This window comes from Actinomycetota bacterium (assembly GCA_030019255.1).
Taxonomy (GTDB): Bacteria; Actinomycetota; Geothermincolia; order Geothermincolales; family RBG-13-55-18; genus Solincola_A.
In genome coordinates this window covers 15,196-41,983 of record JASEFK010000004.1, presented here as the reverse complement: position 1 = coordinate 41,983, position 26,788 = coordinate 15,196, and the positions used below count along the sequence as shown (strand labels likewise).

Here is a 26,788-nt window from a genome sequence, read left to right as displayed (position 1 = left end):
ATATCGAAAGCTCTCTCCCCTTTCCTAAAACCCGAGGCCGGCCATCTCCTCCATGGACAGTATCTTGGTCAGGTCTAGAAGGATGATGAGGCGGTTGTCGTGCTTCACCACCCCTTGGAGGAAGGCGGCGGACACGTCGGCGGCCAGGGAGGGGTTGGGCTCCACCGCCTCGGAGCTCACCCGCAGCACCTCGGAGACGGAGTCCACGATCATCCCCACCTTGACCTCTTCGGCCTCCACCACGATGATCCTCGTCTCGGGGCCCCGTTCCCCGGAGGGGATGTTCAGCCGTTTGGCCAGATCGATGACGGCGATTATCTGCCCCCGGAGGTTGATGATCCCCTCCACGAAGTGGGGGCTCTTGGGCATCCGCGTTATCTCCTGCATGCGGATGATCTCCCGGACCTGGGTCACCTCCACGGCGAATTCCTCTTTCCCCAGGCCGAAGACCACCAGCTGGATCTCCTCGGCTGCCCTCGCTTCCTCAGCCATTTCCATTTCCTCCCGCGCCGACCGCGCCGGCCCTCGAATTCACTATATCCCAACCGGCAGCAGCCCTCAACGAAACCTCCCGCCTAAAGCCTAAATTGCCGGTGCATGGCCCGCAGCCTGTTGGCAATTTCTTCCAATTCCTGGGCGGCGGCGGTCACTTCCTCCATGGCCGCCGTCTGTTCCTGGATGGACGCGGACACCTCCTGGGTGGAAGCCGCCGATTCCTCCGAGATGCCCGCGATGGAGCTCATGGCCTCCACCACCTTGCCACTCTTCTCGAAGATCTGCTGGGTGGCCTCGTAGATGGCGGATATCTTCTCGGCGATGGCCCTCGAGGCCTCGTCGATCTCTTTGAGCATCTCCCTGGCCTCGCCCACCACCATGTTACCCTCATCCGCGACCAGGGTGCCGCCCTCCATTCCCTGGATGGTGCGGTCGATCCCCCGCTGTATCTCCCTCACCAGGTTGGCGATCTGGGAGGCCGCCTTGGCCGACCCCTCGGCTAGGTTGCGCACCTCCCCGGCCACCACGGCGAAGCCCCTTCCCTGCTCCCCGGCGCGGGCCGCCTCGATGGCCGCGTTGAGGGCCAGGAGGTTGGTCTGGTCAGCGATGGAGGTGATAACGTCGACGATGAGACCGATCTGCGTGGAGTGCTCCCCCAACTCCCTGACTGCGTCCGCGGAGGCGTCCACGGTGGCTTTTATCTGCTGCATCTTCTCCGTGGCCCGCTGCACGGCCATCACCCCCTTGGCCACCGTCTCCTGGGCTTGCTGGCTGAAGCGGTTGGCCTCCTGGGAGCTCTCCGCCACCCGGGAGATCTCGCTCACTATCTCGCTCACCGTGTTCTGGGCCTGCACGATGGCGTTGACCTGCTCCTCGGCCCCCCTCGCCAGCTGGGAGACGGTGTTGGCCGTCTCCTGGGCCGTCTCCGTGGTCTCCCGGGACACGCCGGACATCATCTCGCTGGCCGAGGTGAGCTGGTCCGCCGTCTCCGCCTGCTCCCTCAACATGGCGCGCATGGAGTCGGCCAGGTCGTTGAGGGCCACGGCGAAGCCGCGCAGGAGCCCGCTCCTCTCCTCGTCGGCATGGACGGTGAAGTCCTTGTCACGCAGTCGCTCCAGTATCTGCCGCAGGTAACGGACGGGTAAAAGATAGACCGGCACAATGTAAAGGGCTGCCGCGGACATGGTCACCGCGATGGCGATGAAGCCGAAGAGGAGGCCCACCAGGAAGGGGTTCCAGGAGAGCTTAGCCGCCGCGCAAGCGATGCCTATGTCCAGGGCTATCCCCAGGGGAAAGACTATGGCCGAGGTGACGGTCACGAACCTGGCGATGCTCTCGGCGGTCTTCTTCATCTCCTTTTCGCGAGAGTCCATTTTCTCCCCACCCCTTCCGCGCCTCAGACCTTGAAGCCGCTCACTAGATTGTTGAGCTTCTCCGCCATGGCCGCCAGCTCGGCAGCCGCCGCGGCCATCTCCTGCATGGAGGCCGTCTGTTCCTCCACCGTGCTGGAGGCTTCCTCGGAGGAGGCGGCCGTCTCGTCGGCGATGCTGGCTATCTCCGTGATGGCCTTCAGGGCTTCCTCGTTCTCCTTCACCTGCCGCCTGGTTATCTCTGCTATCTCGCTGGCGTAGCGCGAGGTGGTCTGGATGGTCACCGCTATCTCCTGCAAGGCCCTGCCGGCCTTCTCCACCACCTCAGTGCCGCCCTTCACCTGCTCGATGGCCGAGTCTATGCTGGACCTCATGCGGTTAACCCCGGCCTCGATCTCCCTTATGAGGTTGGCTATCTGTTCCGCCGACTTCCGGGAGTTCTCCGCCAGGTTGCGCACCTCCTCGGCCACCACGGCGAAGCCCCTTCCCTGCTCTCCGGCGCGGGCCGCCTCGATGGCCGCGTTGAGGGCCAGGAGGTTGGTCTGGTCGGCCACGGAGGTAATGACGTCCACGATGATCCCGATCTGCATGAAGCGCTCCTCGAGCCCGGTGCTCGCCTCCACCACCGCCTCGGCGGCCCGGCGGATGACCTCCATGGCCGCGGCCGTATCCACCGCCGCCTCGGCCCCCCTCTGGGCGATCTCGATGGCCTCCATGGCCGCCTGGTTGGAGAGGTCGGCCTTCTCCGCCATTTCCTGGATGGAAGTGTTCATGAGCTCCATGGAGTGAGAGGTTTCCAGGACCCTCCGGGCCTGCTCCTCGCCGCCCTTGGCGATGTGCGCGATGGTGTTGGATATGTCCTGGCTGGAGGCGTTCATCTGCTGGATGACCGCCGACATCTGCTCGGCGCTGTTGTTCAGGTCGGAAGCTATGCGGCTTATCTCCGCCACCGAGCCCTGCAGGGCCCCGATCATGGCGTTGATGCTATCGGCCAGGCTGCCGAACACTCGCCGGTCACGCACCACGACGCGGCGGGTGAGGTCCCCGTCGCCGGCGGAGACCTGCTGGATCTGCCAGGTCATCTCCTTCACCGTTCCCGTTATCCACCGGTAGAGCAGGGTGATCCACGCCGCCGCCAGAACGGCCTCCAGTACCAGCAGGGCGATGAAGGCCCCCAGCGCTGCCCGGAGGAGGCCCTCGGCGGAATCCGCGTTCTCCCTGGCAGCCTCCAGTTCTCCCGCCTCGGCCGCGCGGCGGGCCCTGGACGCTCCGGCGGAAAGAACTATCAGGCCTAGCAGGCACGCCACCAGGGCCAGGACCACGAAGGCGATGCCGGCGGTAAAAGCCACTCGTCTTGTGCTCATCTTGAACCTTGTGTCGTCAACGTTCGCGGCCGCCTTATCCATGTCCCTATTCCTCCATCGCCTCGCGGCCGGAGGCCCGGGTCTCATGCTGCTGCCCGGGCTGGAAAAGCAATCCGGCCATGCTGCCACTGGCTTAATCGGCAGTCAGTCATAATAGTTTTATATTCTGTCCGCCGTCCTTCCTTCCGGGGAGCAGGTATTTGTCCGCCTTTATGCCCTTTTGCTTCCTTCCCCGGGCGGCGATCCGCTCGCCTCGACGCCCCGCGCTTCTTTCCGCAGGTCTTGCTCGTTCCCTTCGCCTTTCCCCACCTCGATTAGGGCTCCCTGCGACCGTCGGTCCCGGCCCTCCGCAACCGCTCCGGTGAGGTCGGGCTCCGTTGCCGCGGCCCTCATATCCTGGCGTAGATCCTCTCCTTCCTGCGGTAAGGCCTGAAGCTGGAACCCCCCGATCCCACGATGGTCTCGCTCTTTCCCAGGACCAGGAAGCCGCCGGCCCGCAGGCACTGCCTGAAGATGTCCAGTATCCTCGCTTGCTTCTCCCTCTCGAAATAGATGAGCACGTTTCGGCACAGAACGAGGTCCAGGTGGCGCAGGGGGGGTTTTCGCACCAGGTCCAGGAGCATGAAACGGACCGGCCTCTTGACCTCCTCCTTCACCCGGTAACCCTTCCCGTCCTGGTGGAAATATCTCCGCAGGTCCATGCCCGGCAACAGCCTGACGCTCTCGTAGTATCCTTCCCTGGCCGCCTTCAGGGCCTTGTCGTCCAGATCGGTGGCCGTGATACGCATCATCCAAGGTTCGCGCGGGTCGCATTCCCCGACGGCCTCCAGGAATAAAATGGAAAGGGAGTAAGGCTCCTCCCCGGTGGCGCAGCCGGCACTCCAGGCCCTGAGATAGTAGGAGCCGATCTTCCTCTTGTAGTTGATGATCTCCGGGATGACACTCGAGCGCAGCGCCTCGTAGACGTCCGGGTCGCGGAAGAACTCCGTGACGTTGATGGTGAGGTCGTTGATGAGCCGCTCGTACTCCTCGGGGTGCTGCCGCACGTACTGGCGGTACTGGAGATAGTCCACGCAGCCGGTGGCCCTCATGCGCACGCCTATGCGCCGCCGCAGGTAATTCGGCTTGTATTGCTTAAAGTCGAGCCCGAACTGGGAGCCCAGGTAGCGGAGGAGAAGCTCGAAGCCGATGTCCTCTCCCCCCGTGACCCCTTGCGCCTCTCCGCGCGCCTTGGCCGTCTCTTCGTTCATCGCTCTACCGTTCCCCGGAAGGGATGTCAGCGCCCCGGCCGCTCTTCTTGCTCTCGCGGGCGTGGCGGCATTCCGGCCCATCGCGGGCATGCCAAGCTTAATATTTATCGTCTCCGCGAGCGGTCCCCTTGAAGACCCTGCGCTTTTCCGTGTAAGCGTCCATCCCATGCCGCCGACCTTCCATTGCAGGACCTTTCCCGGTTCCGCCCACTACCTCCCTCCCGGCCTGGCTTTCGAGCCGGCGGGTTTTTCCCTGCGCACCAGGTGGGAGCAGATCGCGATTGGGGACCCGACCTCCCCGGCGGGGGTGCTGTATACTACAACTCATACGACGGTGCCGGTCCGCGGTCGAGGGGTGATGCGGCAATGCCCCAGAAGTTCGTGCTCGACCCCTTCGGTGACAAGTACGCTCACCGGACCTCCAGCATGCTCTCCTCGGAGATCCGGGACCTCCTGGCCGTCACCGCCCGTCGCGACATCATCTCCCTGGCCGGAGGGCTACCCTACACCCAGGCCATAGACCCCGACATGATCCTGGGCCTGGTGGAGGAGGTCATTCGCGAGGACCATGCGGCCGCCCTCCAGTATGGACCGTCGGACGGATACGCCCCGCTCAAGAGGAGCCTTGTGGAGGTCATGCGCGAAGAGGGCACCCCCTGTCTCCCTGAGGACATCATCATCACCAACGGCGCCCAGCAGGGTTTGGAAATAATTTCCAAAATATTCATAAACCCTGGAGACGACATTGTCACCGAGGCCCCGAGCTACGTGGGGGCACTCAACAGCTTTCTCAGCTACCAGCCCCGCATCCACGCCGTACCCGTCGACGAGGAAGGGATGCTCCTGGACCGCCTCGAGGAAACCCTCCGCGGTCTCTCCGGCCAGGGACGAAGGGTTAAATTCATCTACACCGTGCCCAACTTCCACAACCCCGCGGGGGTCACCATGAGCACCGAGCGGCGCTACGGCCTCCTGCAGCTGGCGGAGGCCTTCGACTGCCTGGTGGTGGAGGATAACCCATACGGGTTGTTGCGCTTCGAGGGCGAGCCCTCCCCCACCCTTCGCAGCCTTGACGAGAGCCGGGTGATCTACCTGGGAACCCTCTCCAAGATATTCTCGGCGGGCATGCGTATCGGGTGGGTAGCCGCTCCCCATCCCATCCTGGAGAAGCTCCTCCTGGCCAAGCAATCCGCGGACCTCTGCACTTCCTCCTTCACCCAGAGGGTTGCCCACCTTTATTTCTCACGCCAGGACTGGAGGGGACAGGTCAGGCAGCTGGTGGAGATCTACCGGGAGCGGAGAAACGTCATGCTCGAGGCCCTGGAGGAATACCTTTCCGGGATCGCATCCTGGACCCGACCCCAGGGCGGCCTCTTCCTGTGGGTAACCCTTCCGGAGTTCATAAAGACGTCCGACATGCTGGCCTCGGCCGTCGACGCTAAGGTGGCCTACGTCCCCGGAAGGGGTTTTTTCCCTTACGCGGGGGGGGAGAACAGCATGCGGCTTAACTTCAGCTACCCCGAGCCCGAGCTGATCTGGGAAGGCATCAGGCGCCTGTCAAAGGTGGTCAAGCGGGAGGTGGCCCTGGCCAAGGCCCTGGGCCTGGAGGGAAAGACGGACGGCCGCCCCCGCCCGGAGGAATAGGGGGTTGAGGGTGATGCGTATCGGCGTTCTCATGGGAGGCAGGTCTCTGGAAAGGGACATATCCCTGCGTTCCGGAAGGAGGGTTGCCCGGGCTCTAGAGGAGCTGGGCCACGAGGTGGTGGAGTTCGACGTGGATGAAAGCCTGGTCCCCAACCTCAAAAAGGCTGGACTTGACCTGGTCTACATAGCCCTTCACGGCAAGTTCGGCGAGGACGGTACGGTGCAGGAGCTGCTGGAGATCCTGGGCATACCGTACACAGGACCGGGCGTCTACGCCAGCGCGATGGGCTTCAACAAGGCCCTTTCCAAGGAGATCTTCATCCGCAACGACATCCCCACCCCTCCCTTCTTCGTGCTCAGCGAGGCTACCTTCGAGGAAATGGGTGCCGTGGCCGCTCTGTCCACTGCGGGGGAGAAGTTGGGATATCCGCTGGTGGTGAAGCCGGTGGCCCAGGGATCTGCGCTGGGGGTAAGGATCGTGGAGGAGGAGGACGCCCTGCCTGAGGCCGTCCGTTCGGCCCTCCATTACGACGACAGGATCCTCCTGGAGAAGTTCGTTTCCGGAACAGAGGTGGCCGTGAGCATCCTGGGCAACAGCGAGCTGGAGGCCCTACCCGTGGTGGAGGTCGTTCCCCACGCCGGCTTCTTCGATTTCGAATCCCGCTACACCCTGGGGGCCACCGACTACTACTGTCCAGCCCGCCTTCCCGAAGAGACCGCCCGGAGGGTCGTCGAGGTGGCCCTCAAGGCCCATCGCAGCCTGGAATGCCAGAACCTCTCCCGGGTGGACATCATCGTGGACCGGGAGGGCGTGCCCATGGTCCTGGAATTGAACATCAGTCCGGGGATGACCGATTCCAGCCTGCTACCCCTGGCCGCGGAGGCGGCAGGCATGTCCTTCACGCGCCTGGTGGAGCGCTTGGTCGACCTGGCCCTGGAGAAATACGCTTAATCGGGGGTGGCCTCCTCGACCTGGACGCCGATCTCCTTGAGCAACCTTTTCAGGTCCTTCTCTCCCTTGAACTCGATGACTATTTTGCCCTTTCTCTTGCCCTGCACCACCTTAACCCGCGCCTGCAGGCTGGCGGATATGAGTTCCGCGTAATGCTGGAGTTGTTTCGGCTTTTCCCTGGTTCTCTCCTTTTCAGCCCCCGCGCCGCTCAGCCTCCTGCGCACCAATTCCTCCGTCTCCCGCACGGAGAGCCCCTCCTCGATTATCCGCTTGAGGAGGATTTCCTGATACGGGTCTCCCTGAAGCGCCAGGAGCGCCCGGGCGTGGCCCACGGTGATCTCCTCCGCCACCACGGAAGCCTGAATCTCTACTGGAAGTTGAAGCAAGCGGAGCGCGTTGGCCACCGCCGACCTGGATTTCCCCACTTTTTGGGATATCTCTTCCTGTGTCAGGCCGAATTCCTCCATAAGCTGGCGGTAGGCACTCGCCTCCTCGATGCCGTTGAGGTCATCCCGGTGCAGGTTCTCTACCAGCGCCACCTGCAGACATTCCGAAGGCTCGGCCTCCCTCACCACCGCAGGGATGGATTTCAATCCCGCCAGTTGGGCGGCCCTCCACCTTCTTTCCCCCACCAGGAGCTCATACCCCGCCCCCGAGGGGCGCACGATAACCGGCTGCACCACACCGTGCTCCTTGAGAGATGCGGCGAGCTCCTCCAGGCTTTCCTCCTTGAATTTTTTCCTCGGTTGAAGCGGGCTGGGGGAGATGCTGTCCACCGGTATCATCTCGTAGCGCGGCTGCTCCGCGGCAGTGCTCGATGAGATTAACGCCCCGAGCCCCTTTCCCAAGCCTCTCTTAGCCATGTGACATCACTTCCTTCGCCAACTCATGATAGGCCAGTGCCCCCTTAGAGAACGGATCATATTCCGAGATGGGCTTTCCGTAACTCGGTGCCTCGCTCAAACGAACGTTCCTGGGAATCACCGTACGAAACGTCTCCCTCGGGTATTGTTTCCTCACCTCCTCCATGACCTGTCTGGATATGTTGGTCCTCGGGTCATGCATGGTCAGAAGTATGCCTCCTATGCGAAGCCCCGGATTTAAATATACCTTTATCTTCTCTATGGTGCGCAGCAGCAGCACCAGCCCCTCAAGGGCGTAGTATTCGCACTGTATGGGGATGAGCACCTCATCAGCCGCAGCAAGCGCGTTGACGGTGAGCAGTCCGAGCGACGGGGGGCAGTCAACCAATATAATGTCGTATTCCCCTTTTACGGGCTCGATGCCCTTCCTCAGCCTGCTCTCCCTGGAGAACACGGAAACCAACTCCACCTCCGCCCCGGCAAGGCGCAGGGAGGAAGGTGCCAGGTCAAGGCCCGGGGTGGAAGTTGGAACTATGACCTCCTTCAGCGGCACCTCGTTCACCAACACGTCATATATTTGCTGCCCCTCAAGACAGGGGCCCACCCCCAGGCCGCTGGTGGCGTTACTCTGGGGGTCCAGGTCGATAACCAGCACCCGCTTTCCCTCCAGGGCCAGGTAGGCGCCCAGATTTATCGCCGTGGTGCTCTTTCCCACGCCGCCTTTCTGGTTGGCGATTGCCACTACTTTAGCGATTTCTGTGCGCTCCGGTCCGATCTCTTCCTCTTCCATGGCCCTCACCCCTTATTCTCGGTAATACAACGTCTCTTGTTTTCCGGAACCCACTTGCTTCCGCACACCCGTACGCCCGCGTCTTTTCGCGCTCCTTGGAACGCGCGCTACGTTTCGCTGACGCATTTGGGTCAGAAACGGCTCGCTTTAACCCTCCTCTTTCCTTTTCCTCACCTCATAATAAGTTCCCCTTGCCTCTGTCACCCCGTCTGTGAGGTTTTCTTTAAGACGGCGAGATAATTTTCCCTGCCCACATATCGCTGGGTGGACCTTAGGCCTTCCAATTTCCAGCCCTTTCTTTCCAGATCCAGTAAGCCCCTTCTCAACCGCTCCGCGTCCCCCTTTCCCACGAACAACACCAGTTTCCCCCCCTCGCTTATCACGGGACCCGCAATTTTCAGCAGTTTTAGGGGATCCATAACCGCCCTAGCCAACCCAACATCGAAAGCACTCGAGAGGTCTTCCTCCTTCTGCATCTCTTCGAGCCTGCCGGGATAAACGCTGGCCCTGGAAAGTCCGAGCCTGCGGCATATGTGCCTTATAAAGGTAACCCTTTTTCTCTGCGACTCGACCATGGTCAGCGAAAAGGGGCCCCCGATGATGTACAAGGGTATGCCCGGCATCCCGGCGCCGCTCCCGATGTCCAACACCTCCACACCCTCCGGAAAAATATCCTTCACGGCTAATGGAGTAAGGGAATCCAGAAACAGGAGCATCACGCCCTCCAGGTCAAGCCGCCTTCCCACCAGGTTGAAGGCCTTGTTCCAGCGCAACAACTCCTCCACATAGACGACCGATGCATCCAGCCTTTCCTGGGATATATCGATGCCCAGCCTTCCTGCAACCTTCCTTATGGCCTGGTAAACCCGCTCCGCTCTCTCCTTGGTGGTTATGTCTTCCTGCTGTACGCTCTCGTCCATTTCAGTTGACCCGCATTTCGACCTCTTTGTCTGAATGCTTACCGTGAAAGGCGCGCCACCCGCGTTGTTTCCCCGCCTCAAGGCCCCGCTTTCTGCAAGCTCTACCTAACCCCTCCTCGATTCTCGCATTGAGTGGTGACACTTTTTTCTTCTATTTAATTCTCGCCTTTCCTTTGCGCAAGTTTCACGTGAAACAAATTTGACTGCCTATCGCCTAATTTGCTTGTGATGGCCGTTTTGGCAAATTAATTTGAAGTTCTGGTCGAGCTTTCCTCTTGCCCGTTGACGACTTTGTGGTGGAGGAACCGCCTGCCCCATCAGCGGCCCCAATACTTTAGGGGGTACTGGACATCTCCGGCGATCCGTAGGCTCATACAGGCGTGCCTTCGGCTCGGCCGACCATACAAGAACTCTGTTTCACGTGAAACAATGCCATCGCGTCCAGCGTGCCTTCTTGCGCTCGAAGCTCTATTCCGCCTTCACCGGCCTGATTATCACTCTTCTATGCGGCTCTTCGCCCTCGCTGAAGCTTTCCACTCCAGGGATTTCCTTCAGGGTGTCGTGTACTATCTTTCTCTCCCTTGGGCTCATGGGCTCCAGCTTCACCGGCCTCCCCGTGCTGGTCGCCTTCTCCGCCATCCTCTCGGCGTAATCCCTGAGTCTTTGGCGCTTTCTTTCCTTGTACCGCTCCACATCTACGGTTATTCTCCTGTTGGTGTGTCCTTTTTTTCTCGCTATCACCGTTACCAGATCCTGGAGCGCCTGCAGGGTAGCGCCTCCCTTGCCAATAAGGATCCCCAGGTCCTCTCCCCAGATATCAACATGCACCTCTTCCTCGTCCTCCCACGAGGTCACCCTGGTTCTGAGGTTCATGAGATTGACGATGTCCACCACGATGCTCTTGGGGGTATTTCTCTTGTCCGTCATCTCCATGGCCTTGCTCCTTCTTTACTCCAGGCCTCCCCATCACTCACCGCTTCTTGGCCCTCGATCCCGGGGGAGGGGTCTTGGGACGCTTTTTTCCGGTCCCTCCGGAGGTTCCGGTCTTGCCTGCATCCGCCTTCTTGGCGCCCGATTTCGCGGTGGCCGGACCGCGAGCGGATGCCTTTCCCTGGCCGGTTTTCGCCCGCTTATCCCCGACCGCCGCCTTAGCCGGTCCCTTGGAGGGGGTTTTTCTTTCTTTGCCCTGGTCCGCCGATTTCGGTGATCCCGCTTTGGCGGCAGGCTTTTTCTTCACCGCCTCTCCCTTGCCGGCTTTCTCCACCCTCTGTGGTAGGCGCGCTTTCTCGTCTTTTTCTTTCTTAAACTTCTTGTCATATAACTCCATTCCCCACTGCTGCAATATTTGTAGGACGTTGGTGGTGACCCAGTAAAGGGCCACTCCAGCCGGGAGGCTGTACCCTATGAAGGCGGTGAAGATGGGCATTATGATCATCATGTTCTTCTGCCGGGGGTCGGTCATGACCTGTTTCTGGGAATACCAAGTCGAGGCGGCGAGGAGGATGATGAGTACGAAATAAGGATCCGCGATGCGAGTGGTGTCGGCAAGGTTCCCCATCCATAAGAAGCCGGCCCGCTTGACCGCGGGCAGCATAGAGTATGCGGCTCCCCCCAGCAGGTCCATGCCGCCGAAAACGGAGTAGGTATTTCCGATAAGTAGGGCCGGCGGCGTCAGAAGGTATTTCCTTAATACCGTGAAAAGCGCGAAGAACACGGGAAGCTGCAGGAGGAGCGGAAGGCAGCCTCCCAGTGGGTTGATCTTGTTCTCCCGGTAAAACTTCATCATCTCCTGGGAGAGACGTTCCTTGTCGTCCTTGTATTTTTCCTGTATCTTCCTTATCTCCGGCTGTATCTTCTGCATGGCCAACATGGACCTGGTCTGTTTTATAGTCAGCGGGAGCAGGACGAGTTTAATGAGCACGGTGAGGATAATAATGGCCAGCCCGTAATTTCCGCTGAACCCGTAAAAGGCCTGCAGCAGAACATTAAAAAACGCTACTATCCCGTTCCATATCTCGGACCATACACTCATCATGGCTTATCGCTCCGGGACGGGGTCATATCCGCCTTCACACAGCGGGTGGCAGCGGAGGATCCTTCGTGCTCCCATCAGGCCTCCCCTAAGGAAGCCGTACCTTTCCACTGCCTGTATCATGTACTGCGAACACGTAGGGTAGAACCTGCACCTCGGCGGAGTCCAACTCGAGATCATTACCCTGTAGGCCCTGATAATCCATACGGCCATCCTGGCCGGAAAACTCAGCGCCTTTCCTTCCTCCGCTCCTCTCTTTCCTTCCATCTTTCGATAAAGACCTTTATATCTCTCTCAATGCGGTTAAACTCCGTGTCGTAACATTTTGCTCCGGCGAGGATCACCATGTCCACACCCCGCGGTAAAAGGGAGGCGTTCCTCCAGACCGCCTCCCTTATCCTCCTCTTTATTCGGTTCCTTCTGACGCTGCCACCCACCCTCCTGGTCACCGATATCCCGATCCTTGTCGGTCCCTCCGGGTTGGGCAGCGCGAAAATGACAATATTTTCCAGTTTCTCCCGGTCCCCGCCTTGCAGCACCCTCTTGAAGTCGCGGCTCTTTTTAAGGGTTTCCATGCGTTCAGGCGCTTAGCCTTTTCCTGCCCTTCAGCCTCCTCCTCTTGAGTATAGCGCGACCGGCACGGGTGCTCATCCTCTTTCGAAACCCGTGGTTCTTTTTCCTTTTTCTGGTATTCGGCTGATAGGTTCTCTTCATCTCTGCCTCCGCTAAAGCAGGAAGATTATATCGGCGCCCCATGCAGGTGTCAAGAAACCCGAGCCCCACGTTACTGTCCACAAAAAGTAGGCGCCTCATCCCGACAAAACATCTCAAGCGATCATTGAATAACCAGCAAGCCCTCGGAGCACTTCCTTCACCCAGGGATCGCCGCTTCTTGACTCGAGCAGCGGCATGTGCTTTCGGAGCCAGGCTTCCGGATCTTTTCTCACCTCCCTTCTGAGGGAGGCCAGGATCTTCTTCTCCGTCCGCTCTTTGATCCTCCTTTTCCGCAAGACGGAGGCGGGAAGCTCCCCGTTTTCCCTGGGCTCCACGATCTGGCACATGGAGTCCGCGCCCTTGCGGGACCAGCTCATGCCCCGCTTCTTGAAGCGGTCGGAGGCGAGCTTGTCCATGTTTGACTCTATGGCCCCGGGGGAGCGGTCGTCCTCCGAAGCCGCGAGCACATTCCTCCAGTCGGAAAGCCAGCCGGAGAAGGAGGAGAGATAGGAGATGGCCCCCGCTATCCTTTTTTTCTTTTCTCCTCGACGGCCTCTTCCTGGTGTTTTTCGAGCTCTGCGATCACCTCCCTCGCCTTTTTCTCGCAGACCAGGCAAAAGAGCCTGGAGGCCTCGCTTGAGAAGCCCAGGGCACGGGCGAGGGACCCTCTCAGGTGGAAGCGGGAAAGCTGGGCGAAGGTGGAGGAGAAGAGGTCGGGGGCCCTCTTGAGCCAGAAGGCCCTGTTGGAGGACCAGATGATCTCGGAAACCCCGGAAGGGTCGTAGACGGTGGCGAGATCGGCGCTCCATTCGGAGAGGAAGGTGGCCCCCTCGGAGGTGGAGAGGAAGACCCGCCTTCCCCGGGTTTTCCACTTCCCCTCGCCCCGGGGGGACCAGCCCTCGTAGGAGATGCCCACCTTGAGCTCGTGCTTTTTGCCCCCTCTCCTCTGGGTGGAGACCAGGCAGCCTTCCGCCTCCATGAACAACCTCCGGGCCTTCTTTTCTGCGAGGGGGAAGTGCGCCCCGGAGGAAGAGGTCCCCCGCCCTTTTCCTCTTTTCCTCCGTCCGCTCGGACATCCTCTCCTGAACCCGGCGGTGGAGGAGAGGTTGTGGTCCACCTCCTGGGCCAGGAAGAGGGAGAGGTACCGGGATGCCTTGCGGAAGGAGGTCTCGCTTGCCATCCTCAAGACCTCGCCCTCTAGGGTGGGGCTCAAGGCCAGGCCCCCTTTGCCCAGCCCAGGGCTTCGTCTAAAAGGAAGCGGTGGCGCCTCTCCCGGTCCCTGAAGTACCTCCTCCTCACGGTGATGACCCCGAAGCGGGTGAGGATGTCCCTCTTTCTCATCCCGAGGTTACGGAGCCCCTTTTCCCTCTCCCTGGAAAGCTTTTCGTCCAGGTGTTTGTAGGCCGCCTTGAGCAGGGCTCGGCCCAGCTCGAAGACCACCTCGGCCACCTTCTTCTCCAGCTCCTCCAGGCTATTCGCTTCGGTGACTAAATGTAGTACCATGGATTGGAGATTGTGCAATTAGAGATCACTTCTTGCTTCTCTTCTCCTTGTTTTGCCGGGAGGATAGGGTGGTCTCTCATCTTTTTCAACCCTAACGTGCCTACTGAAACAATACAGCACCAGCCCCACGATCTCCCTCTGCCTGGCAGACTCATTTCTGTCAAAAATGCCCCTTAATCGCCCTTCGCACCCTTGCTATAATCTGACTTGCTCTCGAGCGCGGCGGTGGGGATAGGCTGGTTATCAACAGGTGTTGAAAAAGCTGTGGAAAACTCTGTTTTACCGCTTACACGCTTGTTTTCAGGGGGCTCCCAGGTTCCGTCATACCTGGGCCGTGACGGCTGCATTCCAGCGCTTTTAAGGAAGCGCGTTTGTACACAACCCCGGTTCTATTTCTCACGCTTCGGGAACTTTTTCCCCATTTACAAGGGTTTTTCATAAACGTGAAAAGGGGGTGAAAAACGATGGATAGAGCGGGAGATTCGGAAGCGGGCTGGTTTATAAAGCCTCCTCACACCAGGGTCGCAGTTCCCGACGGAAACGGTTTCCTGGTTCACGACGTTGTAATGAATGACTTCCCTTCATTCCGCGAACGTGTGGTCGACATAGTGATGACCGCCTTGGAGCCCGCGCTTCCGCAACCTCCGGAGACCACCCTCCGCGAGTTGATCGACAACCTCGTTCACGCCGTTCCCTGTGCCGCCTCCGTGGTGGTGGACCCCTCCCTGGAGCGGTTCTACATCTCGGACACGGGGCCTGGTATCAGTCGGCTGGACCTCGCCCTGGAGCCGGGTTATTCCACCGCCACGGAGATACACCGTTCCGTGATTCGCGGCGTGGGACTCGGTTTCTATCTCGCGGAGAAGGAGGTGGGAGACCTCGGTGGGGAGCTCCAGGTCTTCAGCCATCCCGGTGAGGGGACTTACGTTGCGGTTTCCCTGACCAACGGCCACGCTCTCGCCTCGCCTTACTCGGGCCTGGAGGAACGTCTCTCGCATCGTCAGAACAACATCCTCTTCCTCCTCACCGAGGAGGAGTTCGTCGGTCCCTCCCAAGTTGCCGAGGAGCTGGGGATAAGCCTGAGCACCGCCCATCGTGAGCTCGTCAGGCTTGAGCAACTGGGCCTTATAGCGCGGTCGTCAGATGGAAAAAGATTCCTGTCCGATGCCGGCAAGTCCTACTTGCAGAGCATTCTGTCGCTATAATAGAATACGTTTGTGATGCGTTCGGCGACCCACCTCGGGGGATGATCCTATGACCCCTAAGACCGGCCACTTGTGGGATAAATGCGTGGAAAAAATACAGGAACGCATTCCTGATTCCTCCTCCATCTGGTTAAAGAATGTTCACTTCGAGGGAGTGGAGGGGGACACACTGGTGCTCTACACTAATAATATCTTCACCAAGGAGTGGGTGGACAAGCGCTATCTTAAACTTATACAAGAGGTAGCAAGAGACACCTTTGACGGGGTTAGAGAAGTAAGGCTCACCTTCAAGGACCGTAGAAAAAAGGGAAGTAGGAAGCCGGTTTTTCTCGACGTTAACTTGCTTGATGAGGACACCGCTTCCTCGGATTTAAACCCTAGGTTTACGTTCGATACCTTTGTTATAGGACCCAGTAACCGCTTCGCCCACGCCGCTGCCCTGTCCGTCTCGGAAAATCCAACGTGTTACAATCCACTTTACATCTACGGAGGCGTGGGCCTCGGTAAGACCCATCTCATGAACGCTATAGGCCATTATACTAAAAAGCTTTATCCCAACCTTAAAATCACCTACGTTTCCACGGAGAAGTTTGTTAACGATTACATAGACGCCATCCGCGACAAGAGGGTCCCTAGCTTCCAAAAGAAGTACAGGTCCAACGACATGCTTCTGGTCGACGACATTCAGTTCCTGGCTAATAAGGAACGAATGCAGGAAGAGTTTTTTCACACCTTCAACGACCTGCATAATAACAACAAGCAGATCGTTCTGAGCAGCGATCGTCCTCCCAAGGATATTCCTAACCTCGAGGACAGGTTAATATCCAGGTTCGAATGGGGTTTGATAACCGACATCCAACCCCCGGACCTCGAAACGCGCATAGCCATCCTCAAGAAGAAGGTGGACCTTGATAAAAAAGAGGTCCCCGACGACGTAATCTATTACATAGCATCTCGCTTTGAGTCCAACATTCGAGAACTCGAGGGCGCCCTTATACGGGTTGTGGCCTACTCCAACCTCATAAAGCAGCCCATAAGCGTTGATCTCGCCGCCGAGGTTCTCCGCGACATCCTTCCGGAGGAACCCTCTACCAACATAACCATCGACCAGATAATCAGTGTCACTGCGGAGTGCTTCAATATTACGGTCGACCAGTTAAAGAGCGCAAACCGTTCAAGGCATCTGGTTACGGCTCGCCAGATATGTATGTATCTCTGCCGAGAGCTGACCGACGCCTCTCTCCCCGCCATCAGCAGCGCCCTCGGGGGGAGGCATCACTCCACGGCCATACACTCCGTGGAAAAAATAAGGGAGCTTATGAAGGAAAAGAGGGATATATACAACATGGTACAGAAGATAACCAACCGGTTGAAAAAATGTTGAAAATCGGTAACCAGAAGGAGGTAGGATGTTTATAAGTTACGGGGTTTCTACATCCTTACCGGAAGCGGAACTCATGCAGTACACTGTTTACACACATCCATTCATTGTTTTTACACAGCGTTTTACACAACCACTGGAACCCAGACTTCCTCTTCGGATGCCCGATTACCGACTTTTCCGCGCTTTGCGCATGGAATAATACAATGAATATGGTTTTTAAATTTCCATTGATATTAGTAAGGAGGCATGGGTGATGAGATTCGAGGTCTTGAAGGATGACTTTCAGAAGGCCCTCCAACTCGTGCAGCTCTCCGTTAGCTCGAGGAGTGTAATGCCCATTCTTTCCGGTGTCGTACTCGATGCCCATGGTGATGGGGTCAAGGTATATACCACGGACCTTGAGTCCTCAACGACCACTTATTGTGCAGCGAACGTGGAGGATGAAGGAAGCTGTGTGGTCAACCACAAGATACTTCTCGAGCTATCGCGTGATTTTAAGGACGAGAAGATGGTGCTGGAATTGACGGGAAACGAGCTGCAGGTGGTAGGTGAAAATAATGTCTTCAAGATCTTCACCATGCCGAAGGACGATTTTCCCACTCCACCTGAAGTCGGCACGTTGGTCATAGACAACCTCGAACCATCTCTCTTCTCGCGATCCGTCCAGGTTGTCTCAAAGGCGGCCTCAAGGGATGAGAAGAGACCAACCTTAACCGGGATTTATATGGACTTCGATGGGGAGGAGATGAGGCTGGTAAGTACGGATAGTTATCGCCTTGCCATTAAGAAGATAAGGGAGGGATTCAGGGCAGAAGAGAGGGGAAGTTACATCATTCCTGCCGCACCTCTTCATAATTTTTCCAGGCACGTGAACGAGAACGGTGCGATAAAAGTATTTAGGGATGATAATGCAGGACAACTGAAATTTTATGATGGAAACACGGGTTTTACCGTCAGGCTCATAGAGGGCAAATTTCCGCGCTACGAACAGTTTATACCGGAGAGTATGGAGAAGATGGTAGAAGTGGCGAAGGAAGATCTACTCAGCGCCCTTAAAAGGGCATCCCTGGTAAACAGCATCATAAAGTTGCAGGTAGAACCGGGAAGGATAATCTTGAACAGCGAGTCGAGGGATGTAGGGGAGGGAAGGGAAACCCTCGCCGTGGATTACGAAGGTGAGCCGGTCACCATTGCCTTCAACGGCAAGTTTTTGGAGGACGGTATAACTTCGGTCGAAGGTGATACCGTGGTCATGGGCATAAATGAACCCTTAAAACCGGGGGTGATAAAGGAAAAGGGGAGCGAGGATTTTATTTATATTATTATGCCCGTAAGGATTTGAAATTGTTGGCGGGTGTTAAGATAAAAAACTTTAGAAACCACAAGGACCTCGAAGTATACTTCGGTCCGGGATTGAACCTCATCGTGGGAGAGAACGGCGTCGGGAAGACAAACCTTCTCGAGGCCGTTTTTTATCTTGTGGAGGGCAGGTCCATAAAAGGAGCCGATATGCAGGAGATGATAAGGAGTGGGGAAGAGATAGGTTGGGTAGAAGGTTGCTTGACAGGGGAGGTGGAGGAAAGAGGGAAGGTGGTCCTGAGGAGAGGGGAAAACACATTAAAAAAGAGGTTAAAAACCGCCGGAGCGGTGGCCTTCGTTCCCGATGACATTTTTCTGGTGAAGGGTAACCCGGAATGGAGAAGGAGATTTGTGGACGAGACCATAAAAGCGGTGAAAGCGTCCTACGGGGAACTTATAAAGGGATACAACCGTACCCTCAAGCAGAGAAACCATGCCCTTCGGATGGTGAGAAAGGAGACCTGGAGGGCAGACGACATCAGGAACTGGAACCTTCTGCTCGTGAGACAGGGGATGGAGATAGTGCGTGAGAGGCGGGCGGCGCTCTACCTCATGTCCAGCATGCTGGAAGAGGAGACGAAGGACTGGGGTATGGGGGAGGTGGAAGTCAAGTATTATTCGAGCTTCTCGGTGGAGAGTGAGGAGGACAACCTGGAAAAGCTGGAGAGGATGGAGGAGGCGGAAATAAGAAAGGGAATGACCCTCTCCGGACCGCATCGGGATGAGGTGGTCTTTTACCTCGGCGGAAGGAACCTGCGAAGGGAGGGTTCGCAGGGAGAACAGAAGATGTTCTGCCTGGCCTGCAGGATGGTACAGGCGAGGATAATAGAGGAACGGACCCCCAAAAAGGTACTCCTGTTGTTTGACGACTGCTTCTCCGAGCTTGACTCCGGGAACCGCGAGAGGCTCGCGGTGAATCTTAAGCGTAGGGAGCAGGTGTTGGTGACCTCGACGGAGGAAATCAGGGAGACGACGGCGGAAAGGATTATCAACCTGGATGCCCTAAAATGCGGGACATGAATGGCCCAGGAAGTCAGGCCAAAGTAAAACTGTATTATCTACCGGTGACGGTACGGTGGACGGCTGCATTTTACCAGCGAGGAAACGCACAGGAAACCTCTAACGCAGCCTTGGCGGCGGCCGGCGCGGGCTTCGTGTCCCCGGGAGAGTTTAAGATGGACATGTGCGAGGGTTTTACAGGGAGCGCATATGAGGGATATAGGCGATCTTTTAAGGGAGACGCTCGTCGAGGAAGGGCTGGGGAGGGTGGAGGACCTTCTGAAGGTAAAGAGGGCATGGGGGGAGATGGAGGGGGTTCCGGAAGGGGTTCCCTGCGGCTTCAGAGGAGGAAAGCTGGTGATAAGGGTAAGCTCGCACGCCTGGGCGCAAGAACTGAGTATGCGTAGGGAGGAACTCCTGGGAAGGCTGGAGGATATGACGGGGCTAAGAATAGAGGGCATCGTTATAAAGGTTAAACCTAAAGTTTAACCTTATATAAAAGATTTAACCCCCCGTTTTCACGTGAAACACCCCCGAAGTGTTATAATTTAACTGTTGGGAAAGCAAAAAATCGGAATCAATATTGGACGATGGAGGAAAGATGTCCGGAGTAAAGGACACTGCTGAAGTATACGACGAAACGTCGATAGCCGTCCTGGAGGGTCTGGAGGCAGTAAGGAAAAGGCCCAGTATGTATATCGGCTCCACGGGGCCGAGGGGACTCCACCACCTGGTGTACGAGGTGGTGGATAACAGTATAGACGAATGCCTGGCCGGCTATTGCCATAACATATGGATAACCATACACCGGGACAACAGTATCACCGTGGTCGACGACGGCCGTGGCATCCCGGTGGGCATCATGGAGAAGCAGAAGAGACCGGCGGCGGAGGTCGTTCTCACCACCCTACACGCCGGTGGAAAGTTCGGAGGAAAGGTGTACAAGGTTTCCGGGGGCCTGCATGGAGTGGGCGTTTCCGTGGTGAACGCACTCTCGAAATGGCTGATTCTCGAGGTAGGGAGGGACGGAAAGGTATACCAACAGAGATATGAGAGGGGGGTACCTACCACAGAACTTCAGGTGGTGGGTGAGTCAAAGCGAACGGGGACCATCATCAGGTTCGCCCCCGACCCGGAAGTATTCGAGACGGTGGAGTTTGACTTCGACACCATCGCCCAGCGCATGCGGGAGATGGCCTTCCTCAACCGTGGACTGCGTATCGAGATTCGGGACGAGAGGAAGGATCCGCCGGAGGAAGTGGTCTACAAGTACGAGGGTGGAATCATCGACTTCATAAAGCACGTCAATTCCAGTAAGGAGCCCCTCCACGACAAGATAATCTTCATGAGCTCCGAGCAGGAGGAGGCGCAGGTAGAGATAGCCATGCAGTACAACAAGGGGTATGTGGAGAACATATACACCTTCGCCAATAACATAAACACCCACGAGGGAGGGACCCACCTTGCCGGGTTCAAGTCGGCGCTGACCAGGGTGATCAACGACTACGCACGTAAGAAGGGCTTCCTCAAGGAAAAGGACCCCAACCTAATAGGTGAGGACGTCAGGGAGGGTCTCGCGGCCATTATCAGCGTGAAGCTGAAGGAGCCGCAGTTCGAGGGGCAGACCAAGACCAAGCTGGGGAACACGGACATTAAGGGTTTCGTGGAATCCACGGTGAACACCAAGCTCTCGGAGTGGATGGAGGAAAACCCCGCCGAGGCCAGGGCCATAGTGAACAAGGTTGTAGGGGCCTCCAAGGCGCGGATGGCTGCACGGCACGCTCGAGAGCTGACCCGTCGCAAGAGCCTACTGGAGAGCACCTCGCTTCCCGGGAAGCTGGCCGACTGCACCATGAGGGATCCCTCCCTGTGCGAGATATACCTGGTGGAAGGGGACTCCGCGGGGGGGTCGGCCAAGCAGGCCAGGGACCGTAGATTCCAGGCCATTTTGCCGCTGAAGGGGAAGATCCTCAACGTGGAGAAGGCCAGGCTACACAAAATACTGAACAATAGTGAGATACAAGCCATAATATCCGCCGCGGGGACCGGTATAGGTGAGGAGTTTGATATATCCAAGGCCAGGTACCACAAGGCCATCATCATGACCGACGCCGACGTGGATGGGGCCCACATAAGGACCCTCATCCTGACCTTCTTCTTCCGCTACATGCAGGAGATGATCGAGGCCGGTTACGTGTACATCGCCCAGCCTCCCCTGTACCGCATCCACTGCGATAAAACGGACTACTACGCCTACAACGACGCTGAGTTGGAGGAGCTCCTTAAACGCTTTGACGGGCGGAAGTACGAGATCCAGAGGTACAAGGGCCTGGGTGAAATGAATGCCGAACAACTCTGGGAGACCACCATGAACCCGGAGAAGAGAGTCCTCATCCAGGTGACCCTGGAGGACGCCATCATTGCCGACGAGATATTCAACACCCTCATGGGCGACGACGTGGAAGCCCGCCGGCAGTTCATCCAGAAACACGCCAAGAACGTGCGCTTCCTGGACATCTGAGGCTGGGAACCCGCACGGGCCTCGCTAACGGGAGGATGCGGAAATGGTGCAGGCATTGTCTGGAAAAGTGAAGACCGTGGAGATAGAGGAGGAGATGCGCCGCTCCTATATCGATTACGCCATGAGCGTAATCGTGGGGAGAGCGCTGCCTGATGTGCGGGACGGGCTGAAGCCCGTTCACCGCCGCATCCTCTACGGCATGTTCGAGCAGAACCTGACCCCTAACCGCCCTTACCGCAAGTCGGCCAGGGTGGTGGGAGATGTCATGGGGAAGTATCACCCACACGGGGATGCCGCCATATATGACACCCTGGTACGCATGGCCCAGGACTTTTCCAGCCGCTACGAGCTGGTGGACGGACACGGGAACTTCGGTTCCGTGGACGGGGACAGCCCGGCGGCCATGCGCTACACGGAGGCCAGGCTTTCCCCCATCAGCATGGAGCTTTTACGGGACATCGACAAGGACACCGTGGACTTCACGCCCAACTACGATGGCTCCCTCCAGGAGCCCACCGTTCTCCCCTCGCGGTTCCCCAACCTGCTGGCGAACGGCTCGTCGGGCATAGCAGTGGGTATGTCCACCAACATACCCCCGCACAACCTGGGAGAGGTCATAGACGCAACCGTGGCCCTCATCGAAAACCCGGAACTCGACTCGCGGGAGCTGATGCGCTACATCAAGGGGCCCGACTTTCCCACCGGCGGCGTGGTTATGGGCCTGGAGGGCTTGAGGGAGGCATACGAGACGGGAAGGGGAGTCATAAAGGTGCGCGGGAGGGCGCACATCGAGCAGACCAAGTCGGGAAGGAGCCGCATCGTTATAACCGAGATCCCCTTCCAGGTAAACAAGGCGCGTCTCACGGAGCGCATAGCCGAGCTGGTAAGAAGCAAGAAGCTGGAGGGAATAGCCGATCTCAGGGACGAGAGTGATCGCACCGGCATGAGGCTGGTGGTGGAGCTGCGCAAGGAAGCGGCCCCCCAGGTGGTCCTCAACCAGCTGTACAAGCACACCCAGCTCCAGGAGTCCTTCGGCATCATCATGCTGGCCCTGGTAGACGGGGTACCGCGCATCCTATCTCTGAAGGAGGCACTGGCGGCCTACGTAGCGCACCAAGTGGAAGTTATTACCAGAAGGACCCGTTTCGAGCTGGACAGGGCGGAGAGGAGGGCACACATCCTGGAAGGCCTGCTGGTGGCCCTGGCCAACCTGGACGCGGTGATCGATCTGATAAAGAAGTCGCGCACCGTTCAGGACGCCAGGGACGGGTTGATGATGCGCTTCAAACTGAGCGAGGAACAGGCCCAGGCCATACTGGACATGAGGCTCCAGCGCCTGACCGGGCTGGAGAGGGAGAAGGTCCGCGAGGAGCACAAGGAGCTCAAGAAGGAGATAGCGCGCCTCCGGGAGATCCTGGCTGACGAGAAGAAGGTGCGTGCCCTGATCGTGGAGGAGCTCACGGAGATAAAGAAGAGATACGCCGACCCCCGCCGCACGGAGATAGTTCCCGACTACGAGGACCTGGAGATCGAGGACCTGATCGCAGAGGAGGAGGTGGTGGTGACCATCACCCATTCCGGTTACGTGAAGAGGCTTCCCATCGCTACCTACCGGACCCAGAGGAGGGGGGGTAAGGGGGTGACGGGCATGAACCTCAAGGAGGGCGATTTCGTGGAACACCTCTTCGTGGCCTCCACCCACCATTACATCCACTTCTTTTCCAATCGCGGCAAGTCTTACCGACTGAAAGTTTATGAACTTCCCGAGGGTTCACGCACCTCGAGGGGACAGGCACTGGTGAACCTGCTACCCCTCGGACCGGACGAGAAGATATGCTCGGTGATTGCCACCCGGGAGTACCCGGAGGAAAGCTACCTGGTCATGGCCACCAGGAAGGGCATGATCAAGAAGACCCCGTTCAAGTATTACGATTCTCCGCGCCGGGACGGGCTCATAGCCATAGACTTGCAGGAGGGGGACGAGGTCATCGACACCCGGCTCACCGACGGGCACAGCGATCTCATGCTGGTGACCCGGGAGGGACAGGCCCTCCGCTTCCCGGAGACGGACTGCCGGCCCATGGGAAGGAACACCCGCGGCGTGCGGGGGATAAGCCTCTCCCCGGGGGACGAGGTCATCGCCATGGGCATCGCCACCGAGGACGCCGACCTTTTCGTGATCACCGAGCAGGGATACGGGAAGCGAACGGCCATATCCAAGTACCCCAGGCACCACCGCGGAGGCAAGGGGGTGCGCACCATCGCCGCAGGCGGGACCAGGGGAAAGATAGTGGGCGCCAGGGTGGTCAGGGACAACCAGGAACTGATGGCCATATCCGTGGAGGGAGTGGTCATCAGGGTGCCGGCGGAGGACATCTCCCGCATGGGACGAGCCACCCAGGGGGTCAGAGTCATGAGCCTACGGGAGGAGGACCGGGTGGCCTCCATCGCCCACCTCGCCTCCCGCGAGGGGTGGTCGGAGGAAAAAGAGGAAGAGGGGGAGGAGAGCTGAAGAGGTTCGAAGTTATCGAGCACACTGCGGACGTGGGAATAAGGGCCTACGGGAGGTCGAGAGAGGAGGCTTTCGCCAGCTGCGCCCTGGGGATGATGTCCCTTATCCTGGACGTGGGGAGCGTGGAGCCCAGGGAGAGGAAGGACATCCGGGCCCGAGCCTCCGGGCCCGAGGAGCTGCTGGTGAGATGGCTCTCGGAGATCCTCTTCCTGGTGGAGGTGGAGGGCTGGGCGTTCGGTGATTTCGAGGTTCGCGAGGTGACCGGGGATCGGGTCGAGGGCTGGGGGTTGGGGGAGCCCCTGGACCCGGCCAGACACAAGGTCTCCGGCGAGATAAAGGCCCCCACCTACCACATGCTGCAGCTGAGTGAGGAGAACGGCACCTGGGTCGCCCAGGTGATATTCGACGTCTAATACGGCTGTGGGCCATGTTGCCCGCGCCCCCTGCCACCCCGGTGCCGTAAAGGAAAAAGGCGGGGGATGATTTAAGGGTCGGTTCCGAACGGCGGGGGTTCCGGCCCCCGCGCCATCGAGCAAGGCCCCTCAGGCGGGAAGGCATGTCCTACCGCCCGGGGGAGATACGCCGCAAACCCTGAATTTCGCGCAGAAGAGGTGCAATGCGCCGGAAGGGGGTGAGGTCAGTGGGTTTTCTCGACAAGGTCAGGCAGGTGGACGAATACATGTGGGAGATACCTGCCGAGGCCCAGGAGGGTATGAGGGTCCCGGGCATCGTCTTCGCTGACAGGGAAATACTGGAAAAAGCCGACGGGGACAACGCCCTGCAGCAGGTGGCCAACGTGGCCTGCCTGCCGGGGATCGTCAAGGCCTCCTTGGCCATGCCGGACATCCACTGGGGATACGGCTTTCCCATCGGAGGGGTGGCCGCCACCCTGGTGGAGGGTGGGGTCGTCTCGCCGGGCGGTGTGGGCTATGACATCTCCTGCGGGGTGAGGCTGGTTCTTACCTCCCTGACCTGGGAGGAGGCGAAGGAGAAGCTACCGGAGCTTCTGGACCTGCTCAACACCTCCGTCCCCAAGGGTCTGGGCACCAAAGGAAGGCTCCACCTGGAGCGCGGCGAGGTGGAGAGGCTGATGTCCAAGGGGGCTCCCGAGTTGGTGGCCCGGGGTATTGGATGGGAAGAGGACCTGGAGGCCATGGAAGAGCAAGGGTGCTATCCAGGAGCCGACCCCTCCAAGGTGAGCGAGCGGGCTTTTGCCAGGGGCAAGGACCAGGTGGGGACCCTGGGGTCCGGAAACCATTTCCTGGAAATCCAGGTAGTGGAGGAGACCAGGCCCCCAGCGGACAAGCTGGGGCTCTTCGAGGGCCAGCTGGTAGTTATGGTGCACTCCGGCTCCAGGGGCCTGGGTCACCAGATATGTACCGATTACATCGAGGTGATGGGGGCTTCCCTCAAGAAGTACGGATATTCCCTCCCCGACCGCCAATTGGTGTGCGCACCCGTGGAATCCCGCGAGGGCCGCGACTACCTGGCGGCCATGGCCTGCGCCGCCAACTTCGCCATGTGCAACCGGGAGGCCATCACCCACTGGATAAGGGAGTGCTTCGAAAAGGTCTTCCGGGCGGGGGCCCGGAACCTGGGGATGCACGTGCTTTACGACATATCCCACAATCTGGCCAAGATGGAGGAACACGTGGTGGACGGCAAGCGCCTCACCCTCATGGTCCATCGCAAGGGAGCCACCCGCGCCTTTCCGGGTTCGCGCCCGGAGGTGCCCGCTAAATATGCCGACACCGGCCAGCCGGTGATCATCCCCGGGGACATGGGAAGCCACTCCTACGTGCTGGTGGGAACCCGGGAGGCCCTGGAGAAGAGCTTCGGCTCCACCTGTCACGGAGCGGGCAGGACCATGAGTAGGAAGGCAGCCAAGAAACAGGTCAGGGGCGAGGAACTCAAAAGGAGGCTGGAGAGAATGGGCATCATGGTGCGTGCGGCCCAGCTCTCCGGCCTAGCGGAGGAAGCCCCCGAGGCCTACAAGGACGTGCGCGCGGTGGTGGAGATATGCGAGGGAGCGGGTATTTCCCGCCGCGTGGCCCGCATGAGGCCGGTGGCGGTGATGAAGGGATAGAGGAAGAGCGGGCTCATTGCAAGCGGGCGCCGGGAGGGATCGTACGTGGCCCGCGTCCGAGGGCCGGAAGTGCAAGCCCACTGGCGCTTGGCGGCGGGAGCCCATAGGACGGTAACCCTGTGGTTAAGAGGAGGGCCTGTGGTCTTGAGGTCTTGTAGCGCGTGGACGGTGGCGGCCCTGGCGCTGTCCTTTCTGCTCGCCGCCACGACGTGGGGTTGTCGCGGGGAGACCGCGGGGATAGGACCCTACGAGGAGGGGATGCGTAACACCCTGGAGGGGAGCTATCAGGTCAAGGCCACGGAGGGCGACAAGGTCCTGGGAGTGGGAATATACTGCGGGGGCTCATTCCGGATCGTCATGGAGGGAGTGCCCCGCGTGGTGATCTACAACCGGGAGGAGGGGCGAGGCTGGATGGTCAACCTGCAGCGCAGGACCTACCGGGAAATGGACCTGGAGGAAACGACCAAGAGGGCGGGCTTTCTGCCCAGCCAGGTGATGAAGCCCTGTTTCGATCTGCCTTCCTTCTGGAACGGCGGTGAGTTCCACATGCATACGCAGGACGGGCGCTCCATCGTCGCCCGGCTGGACGGTCCGGGACATCTCCCTTCCCTGTGGGAGGCGGTGAGCCCAGGAGGTACGATAAAGAGGCTGGAGTGGGAATACCGCCGGGTGGGAGAGGTCTCGGAGGATAACTTCCGCGTTCCGGAGGGCCTGGCCCTCGAGGAATAAAACACTACATGTTGTTGTATTTGACCCAGATTTACACAACATGTTGTTGAAAATGTGGAAAAGGACTTTTCTTGTGCAACGGGCGTGAGGTGGTTA

The 26,788-nt window shown here is 58.9% G+C and carries 26 protein-coding genes and 1 pseudogene; 12 read left to right on the top strand and 15 right to left on the bottom strand.

From position 1 onward, the window contains the following. Nucleotides 1-24: 24 nt before the first annotated feature. From QME84_04445 to QME84_04430, 4 genes are all read right to left on the bottom strand, one after another. Nucleotides 25-492, bottom strand: a complete 468-nt coding sequence (locus QME84_04445) for a chemotaxis protein CheW (GenBank protein MDI6873516.1) — start codon at nt 490-492, stop codon at nt 25-27. A gap of 83 nt (nt 493-575) precedes the next feature. Next, a complete protein-coding gene (locus QME84_04440) occupies nt 576-1,847 on the bottom strand; it encodes a methyl-accepting chemotaxis protein (protein MDI6873515.1) in 1,272 nt (423 codons plus the stop codon). Between the two features lie 44 nt (nt 1,848-1,891). Beyond that, nucleotides 1,892-3,229 carry a methyl-accepting chemotaxis protein gene (locus QME84_04435; protein MDI6873514.1) on the bottom strand — a complete coding sequence of 446 codons (1,338 nt, stop codon included), beginning with the start codon at nt 3,227-3,229 and terminating at the stop codon, nt 1,892-1,894. 389 nt (nt 3,230-3,618) lie between these two features. Continuing rightward, a complete protein-coding gene (locus tag QME84_04430; GenBank protein MDI6873513.1) occupies nt 3,619-4,479 on the bottom strand; it encodes a protein-glutamate O-methyltransferase CheR in 861 nt (286 codons plus the stop codon). Nucleotides 4,480-4,845: 366 nt separating this feature from the next. Between QME84_04430 and QME84_04425 the strand changes: the two genes are divergently transcribed. Both QME84_04425 and QME84_04420 read left to right on the top strand, forming a co-directional pair. Further along, a complete protein-coding gene (locus tag QME84_04425) occupies nt 4,846-6,123 on the top strand; it encodes a PLP-dependent aminotransferase family protein (GenBank protein MDI6873512.1) in 1,278 nt (425 codons plus the stop codon). Nucleotides 6,124-6,136: 13 nt separating this feature from the next. After that, nucleotides 6,137-7,075 (top strand): D-alanine--D-alanine ligase, encoded by a 939-nt coding sequence (locus QME84_04420; GenBank protein MDI6873511.1) that lies wholly within the window; start codon nt 6,137-6,139, stop codon nt 7,073-7,075. Here QME84_04420 and QME84_04415 read toward each other — a convergent pair. The 11 genes and pseudogenes from QME84_04415 to QME84_04365 all read right to left on the bottom strand — a co-directional run bounded on the left by QME84_04415 (nt 7,072) and on the right by QME84_04365 (nt 13,897). Continuing rightward, nucleotides 7,072-7,938: a ParB/RepB/Spo0J family partition protein gene (locus QME84_04415; GenBank protein MDI6873510.1), complete on the bottom strand. Its 867-nt coding sequence runs from the start codon at nt 7,936-7,938 to the stop codon at nt 7,072-7,074. The two genes, QME84_04420 and QME84_04415, sit on opposite strands and share 4 nt — an antisense overlap. Next, complete coding sequence (locus tag QME84_04410; GenBank protein MDI6873509.1) at nt 7,931-8,692, bottom strand: ParA family protein; 762 nt, start codon at nt 8,690-8,692, stop codon at nt 7,931-7,933. Before QME84_04410 ends, QME84_04415 begins: the two co-directional genes overlap by 8 nt. A gap of 236 nt (nt 8,693-8,928) precedes the next feature. Then, nucleotides 8,929-9,648 (bottom strand): 16S rRNA (guanine(527)-N(7))-methyltransferase RsmG, encoded by a 720-nt coding sequence (rsmG, locus tag QME84_04405; GenBank protein ID MDI6873508.1) that lies wholly within the window; start codon nt 9,646-9,648, stop codon nt 8,929-8,931. Between the two features lie 468 nt (nt 9,649-10,116). Next, complete coding sequence (gene jag, locus QME84_04400; protein ID MDI6873507.1) at nt 10,117-10,581, bottom strand: RNA-binding cell elongation regulator Jag/EloR; 465 nt, start codon at nt 10,579-10,581, stop codon at nt 10,117-10,119. Between the two features lie 37 nt (nt 10,582-10,618). After that, on the bottom strand, nt 10,619-11,683 hold the full coding sequence (locus tag QME84_04395) for a YidC/Oxa1 family membrane protein insertase (GenBank protein MDI6873506.1): 1,065 nt from the start codon (nt 11,681-11,683) through the stop codon (nt 10,619-10,621). A gap of 3 nt (nt 11,684-11,686) precedes the next feature. Continuing rightward, on the bottom strand, nt 11,687-11,893 hold the full coding sequence (yidD, locus tag QME84_04390; protein MDI6873505.1) for a membrane protein insertion efficiency factor YidD: 207 nt from the start codon (nt 11,891-11,893) through the stop codon (nt 11,687-11,689). 14 nt (nt 11,894-11,907) lie between these two features. After that, entirely contained in the window at nt 11,908-12,255 is a 348-nt protein-coding gene (rnpA, locus tag QME84_04385) for a ribonuclease P protein component (GenBank protein ID MDI6873504.1), read from the bottom strand. Nucleotides 12,256-12,259: 4 nt separating this feature from the next. Next, a complete protein-coding gene (gene rpmH / locus QME84_04380; protein MDI6873503.1) occupies nt 12,260-12,394 on the bottom strand; it encodes a 50S ribosomal protein L34 in 135 nt (44 codons plus the stop codon). A 113-nt stretch (nt 12,395-12,507) separates the two neighbouring features. After that, complete coding sequence (locus tag QME84_04375) at nt 12,508-12,861, bottom strand: hypothetical protein (GenBank protein MDI6873502.1); 354 nt, start codon at nt 12,859-12,861, stop codon at nt 12,508-12,510. Between the two features lie 56 nt (nt 12,862-12,917). Further along, on the bottom strand, nt 12,918-13,574 hold the full coding sequence (locus QME84_04370; protein ID MDI6873501.1) for a UPF0236 family protein: 657 nt from the start codon (nt 13,572-13,574) through the stop codon (nt 12,918-12,920). 44 nt (nt 13,575-13,618) lie between these two features. Next, nucleotides 13,619-13,897: pseudogene (locus QME84_04365) on the bottom strand (UPF0236 family protein). A 620-nt stretch (nt 13,898-14,517) separates the two neighbouring features. Between QME84_04365 and QME84_04360 the strand changes: the two are divergent. The 10 genes from QME84_04360 to QME84_04315 all read left to right on the top strand — a co-directional run bounded on the left by QME84_04360 (nt 14,518) and on the right by QME84_04315 (nt 26,692). Next, nucleotides 14,518-15,102, top strand: coding sequence for an ATP-binding protein (locus QME84_04360; protein ID MDI6873500.1), 585 nt, complete (start codon nt 14,518-14,520; stop codon nt 15,100-15,102). 49 nt (nt 15,103-15,151) lie between these two features. Then, nucleotides 15,152-16,486, top strand: coding sequence for a chromosomal replication initiator protein DnaA (gene dnaA / locus QME84_04355; GenBank protein ID MDI6873499.1), 1,335 nt, complete (start codon nt 15,152-15,154; stop codon nt 16,484-16,486). Between the two features lie 253 nt (nt 16,487-16,739). Then, nucleotides 16,740-17,828 (top strand): DNA polymerase III subunit beta, encoded by a 1,089-nt coding sequence (gene dnaN / locus QME84_04350; protein MDI6873498.1) that lies wholly within the window; start codon nt 16,740-16,742, stop codon nt 17,826-17,828. Between the two features lie 5 nt (nt 17,829-17,833). Continuing rightward, nucleotides 17,834-18,865 (top strand): DNA replication and repair protein RecF, encoded by a 1,032-nt coding sequence (gene recF, locus QME84_04345; protein MDI6873497.1) that lies wholly within the window; start codon nt 17,834-17,836, stop codon nt 18,863-18,865. 189 nt (nt 18,866-19,054) lie between these two features. Continuing rightward, nucleotides 19,055-19,333, top strand: a complete 279-nt coding sequence (locus QME84_04340; protein ID MDI6873496.1) for a DUF721 domain-containing protein — start codon at nt 19,055-19,057, stop codon at nt 19,331-19,333. Between the two features lie 112 nt (nt 19,334-19,445). After that, nucleotides 19,446-21,365: a DNA topoisomerase (ATP-hydrolyzing) subunit B gene (gyrB, locus tag QME84_04335; GenBank protein MDI6873495.1), complete on the top strand. Its 1,920-nt coding sequence runs from the start codon at nt 19,446-19,448 to the stop codon at nt 21,363-21,365. Between the two features lie 43 nt (nt 21,366-21,408). Beyond that, nucleotides 21,409-23,877 carry a DNA gyrase subunit A gene (gene gyrA / locus QME84_04330; GenBank protein ID MDI6873494.1) on the top strand — a complete coding sequence of 823 codons (2,469 nt, stop codon included), beginning with the start codon at nt 21,409-21,411 and terminating at the stop codon, nt 23,875-23,877. Continuing rightward, the gene (locus tag QME84_04325) at nt 23,838-24,290 is read left to right on the top strand and encodes an archease (GenBank protein ID MDI6873493.1); all 453 of its coding nucleotides are present in this window, start codon (nt 23,838-23,840) and stop codon (nt 24,288-24,290) included. The genes gyrA and QME84_04325 overlap by 40 nt, the downstream gene beginning before the upstream one ends. Before the next feature lie 203 nt (nt 24,291-24,493). Beyond that, nucleotides 24,494-25,963, top strand: coding sequence for an RtcB family protein (locus QME84_04320; GenBank protein ID MDI6873492.1), 1,470 nt, complete (start codon nt 24,494-24,496; stop codon nt 25,961-25,963). A 144-nt stretch (nt 25,964-26,107) separates the two neighbouring features. Next, nucleotides 26,108-26,692 (top strand): hypothetical protein, encoded by a 585-nt coding sequence (locus QME84_04315; GenBank protein MDI6873491.1) that lies wholly within the window; start codon nt 26,108-26,110, stop codon nt 26,690-26,692. The last annotated feature ends 96 nt before the right edge of the window (nt 26,693-26,788 follow it).

What these genes read in the sequence shown, in the direction of transcription:
- dnaA (MDI6873499.1), top strand. Translation starts at nt 15,152, where the DNA reads ATGACCCCTAAGACCGGCCACTTGTGGGATAAATGCGTGGAAAAAATA.
- QME84_04415 (MDI6873510.1), bottom strand. Translation starts at nt 7,938, where the DNA reads ATGGCTAAGAGAGGCTTGGGAAAGGGGCTCGGGGCGTTAATCTCATCG.
- QME84_04370 (MDI6873501.1), bottom strand. Translation starts at nt 13,574, where the DNA reads ATGGCAAGCGAGACCTCCTTCCGCAAGGCATCCCGGTACCTCTCCCTC.
- QME84_04435 (MDI6873514.1), bottom strand. Translation starts at nt 3,229, where the DNA reads ATGAGCACAAGACGAGTGGCTTTTACCGCCGGCATCGCCTTCGTGGTC.
- rpmH (MDI6873503.1), bottom strand. Translation starts at nt 12,394, where the DNA reads ATGAAGAGAACCTATCAGCCGAATACCAGAAAAAGGAAAAAGAACCAC.
- dnaN (MDI6873498.1), top strand. Translation starts at nt 16,740, where the DNA reads ATGAGATTCGAGGTCTTGAAGGATGACTTTCAGAAGGCCCTCCAACTC.
- QME84_04320 (MDI6873492.1), top strand. Translation starts at nt 24,494, where the DNA reads ATGCGCCGGAAGGGGGTGAGGTCAGTGGGTTTTCTCGACAAGGTCAGG.
- QME84_04445 (MDI6873516.1), bottom strand. Translation starts at nt 492, where the DNA reads ATGGCTGAGGAAGCGAGGGCAGCCGAGGAGATCCAGCTGGTGGTCTTC.
- QME84_04440 (MDI6873515.1), bottom strand. Translation starts at nt 1,847, where the DNA reads ATGAAGAAGACCGCCGAGAGCATCGCCAGGTTCGTGACCGTCACCTCG.
- gyrB (MDI6873495.1), top strand. Translation starts at nt 19,446, where the DNA reads ATGTCCGGAGTAAAGGACACTGCTGAAGTATACGACGAAACGTCGATA.
- QME84_04430 (MDI6873513.1), bottom strand. Translation starts at nt 4,479, where the DNA reads ATGAACGAAGAGACGGCCAAGGCGCGCGGAGAGGCGCAAGGGGTCACG.
- jag (MDI6873507.1), bottom strand. Translation starts at nt 10,581, where the DNA reads ATGGAGATGACGGACAAGAGAAATACCCCCAAGAGCATCGTGGTGGAC.
- gyrA (MDI6873494.1), top strand. Translation starts at nt 21,409, where the DNA reads ATGGTGCAGGCATTGTCTGGAAAAGTGAAGACCGTGGAGATAGAGGAG.
- rsmG (MDI6873508.1), bottom strand. Translation starts at nt 9,648, where the DNA reads ATGGACGAGAGCGTACAGCAGGAAGACATAACCACCAAGGAGAGAGCG.
- yidD (MDI6873505.1), bottom strand. Translation starts at nt 11,893, where the DNA reads ATGGCCGTATGGATTATCAGGGCCTACAGGGTAATGATCTCGAGTTGG.
- QME84_04420 (MDI6873511.1), top strand. Translation starts at nt 6,137, where the DNA reads ATGCGTATCGGCGTTCTCATGGGAGGCAGGTCTCTGGAAAGGGACATA.
- QME84_04340 (MDI6873496.1), top strand. Translation starts at nt 19,055, where the DNA reads ATGAGGGATATAGGCGATCTTTTAAGGGAGACGCTCGTCGAGGAAGGG.
- QME84_04425 (MDI6873512.1), top strand. Translation starts at nt 4,846, where the DNA reads ATGCCCCAGAAGTTCGTGCTCGACCCCTTCGGTGACAAGTACGCTCAC.
- rnpA (MDI6873504.1), bottom strand. Translation starts at nt 12,255, where the DNA reads ATGGAAACCCTTAAAAAGAGCCGCGACTTCAAGAGGGTGCTGCAAGGC.
- QME84_04395 (MDI6873506.1), bottom strand. Translation starts at nt 11,683, where the DNA reads ATGATGAGTGTATGGTCCGAGATATGGAACGGGATAGTAGCGTTTTTT.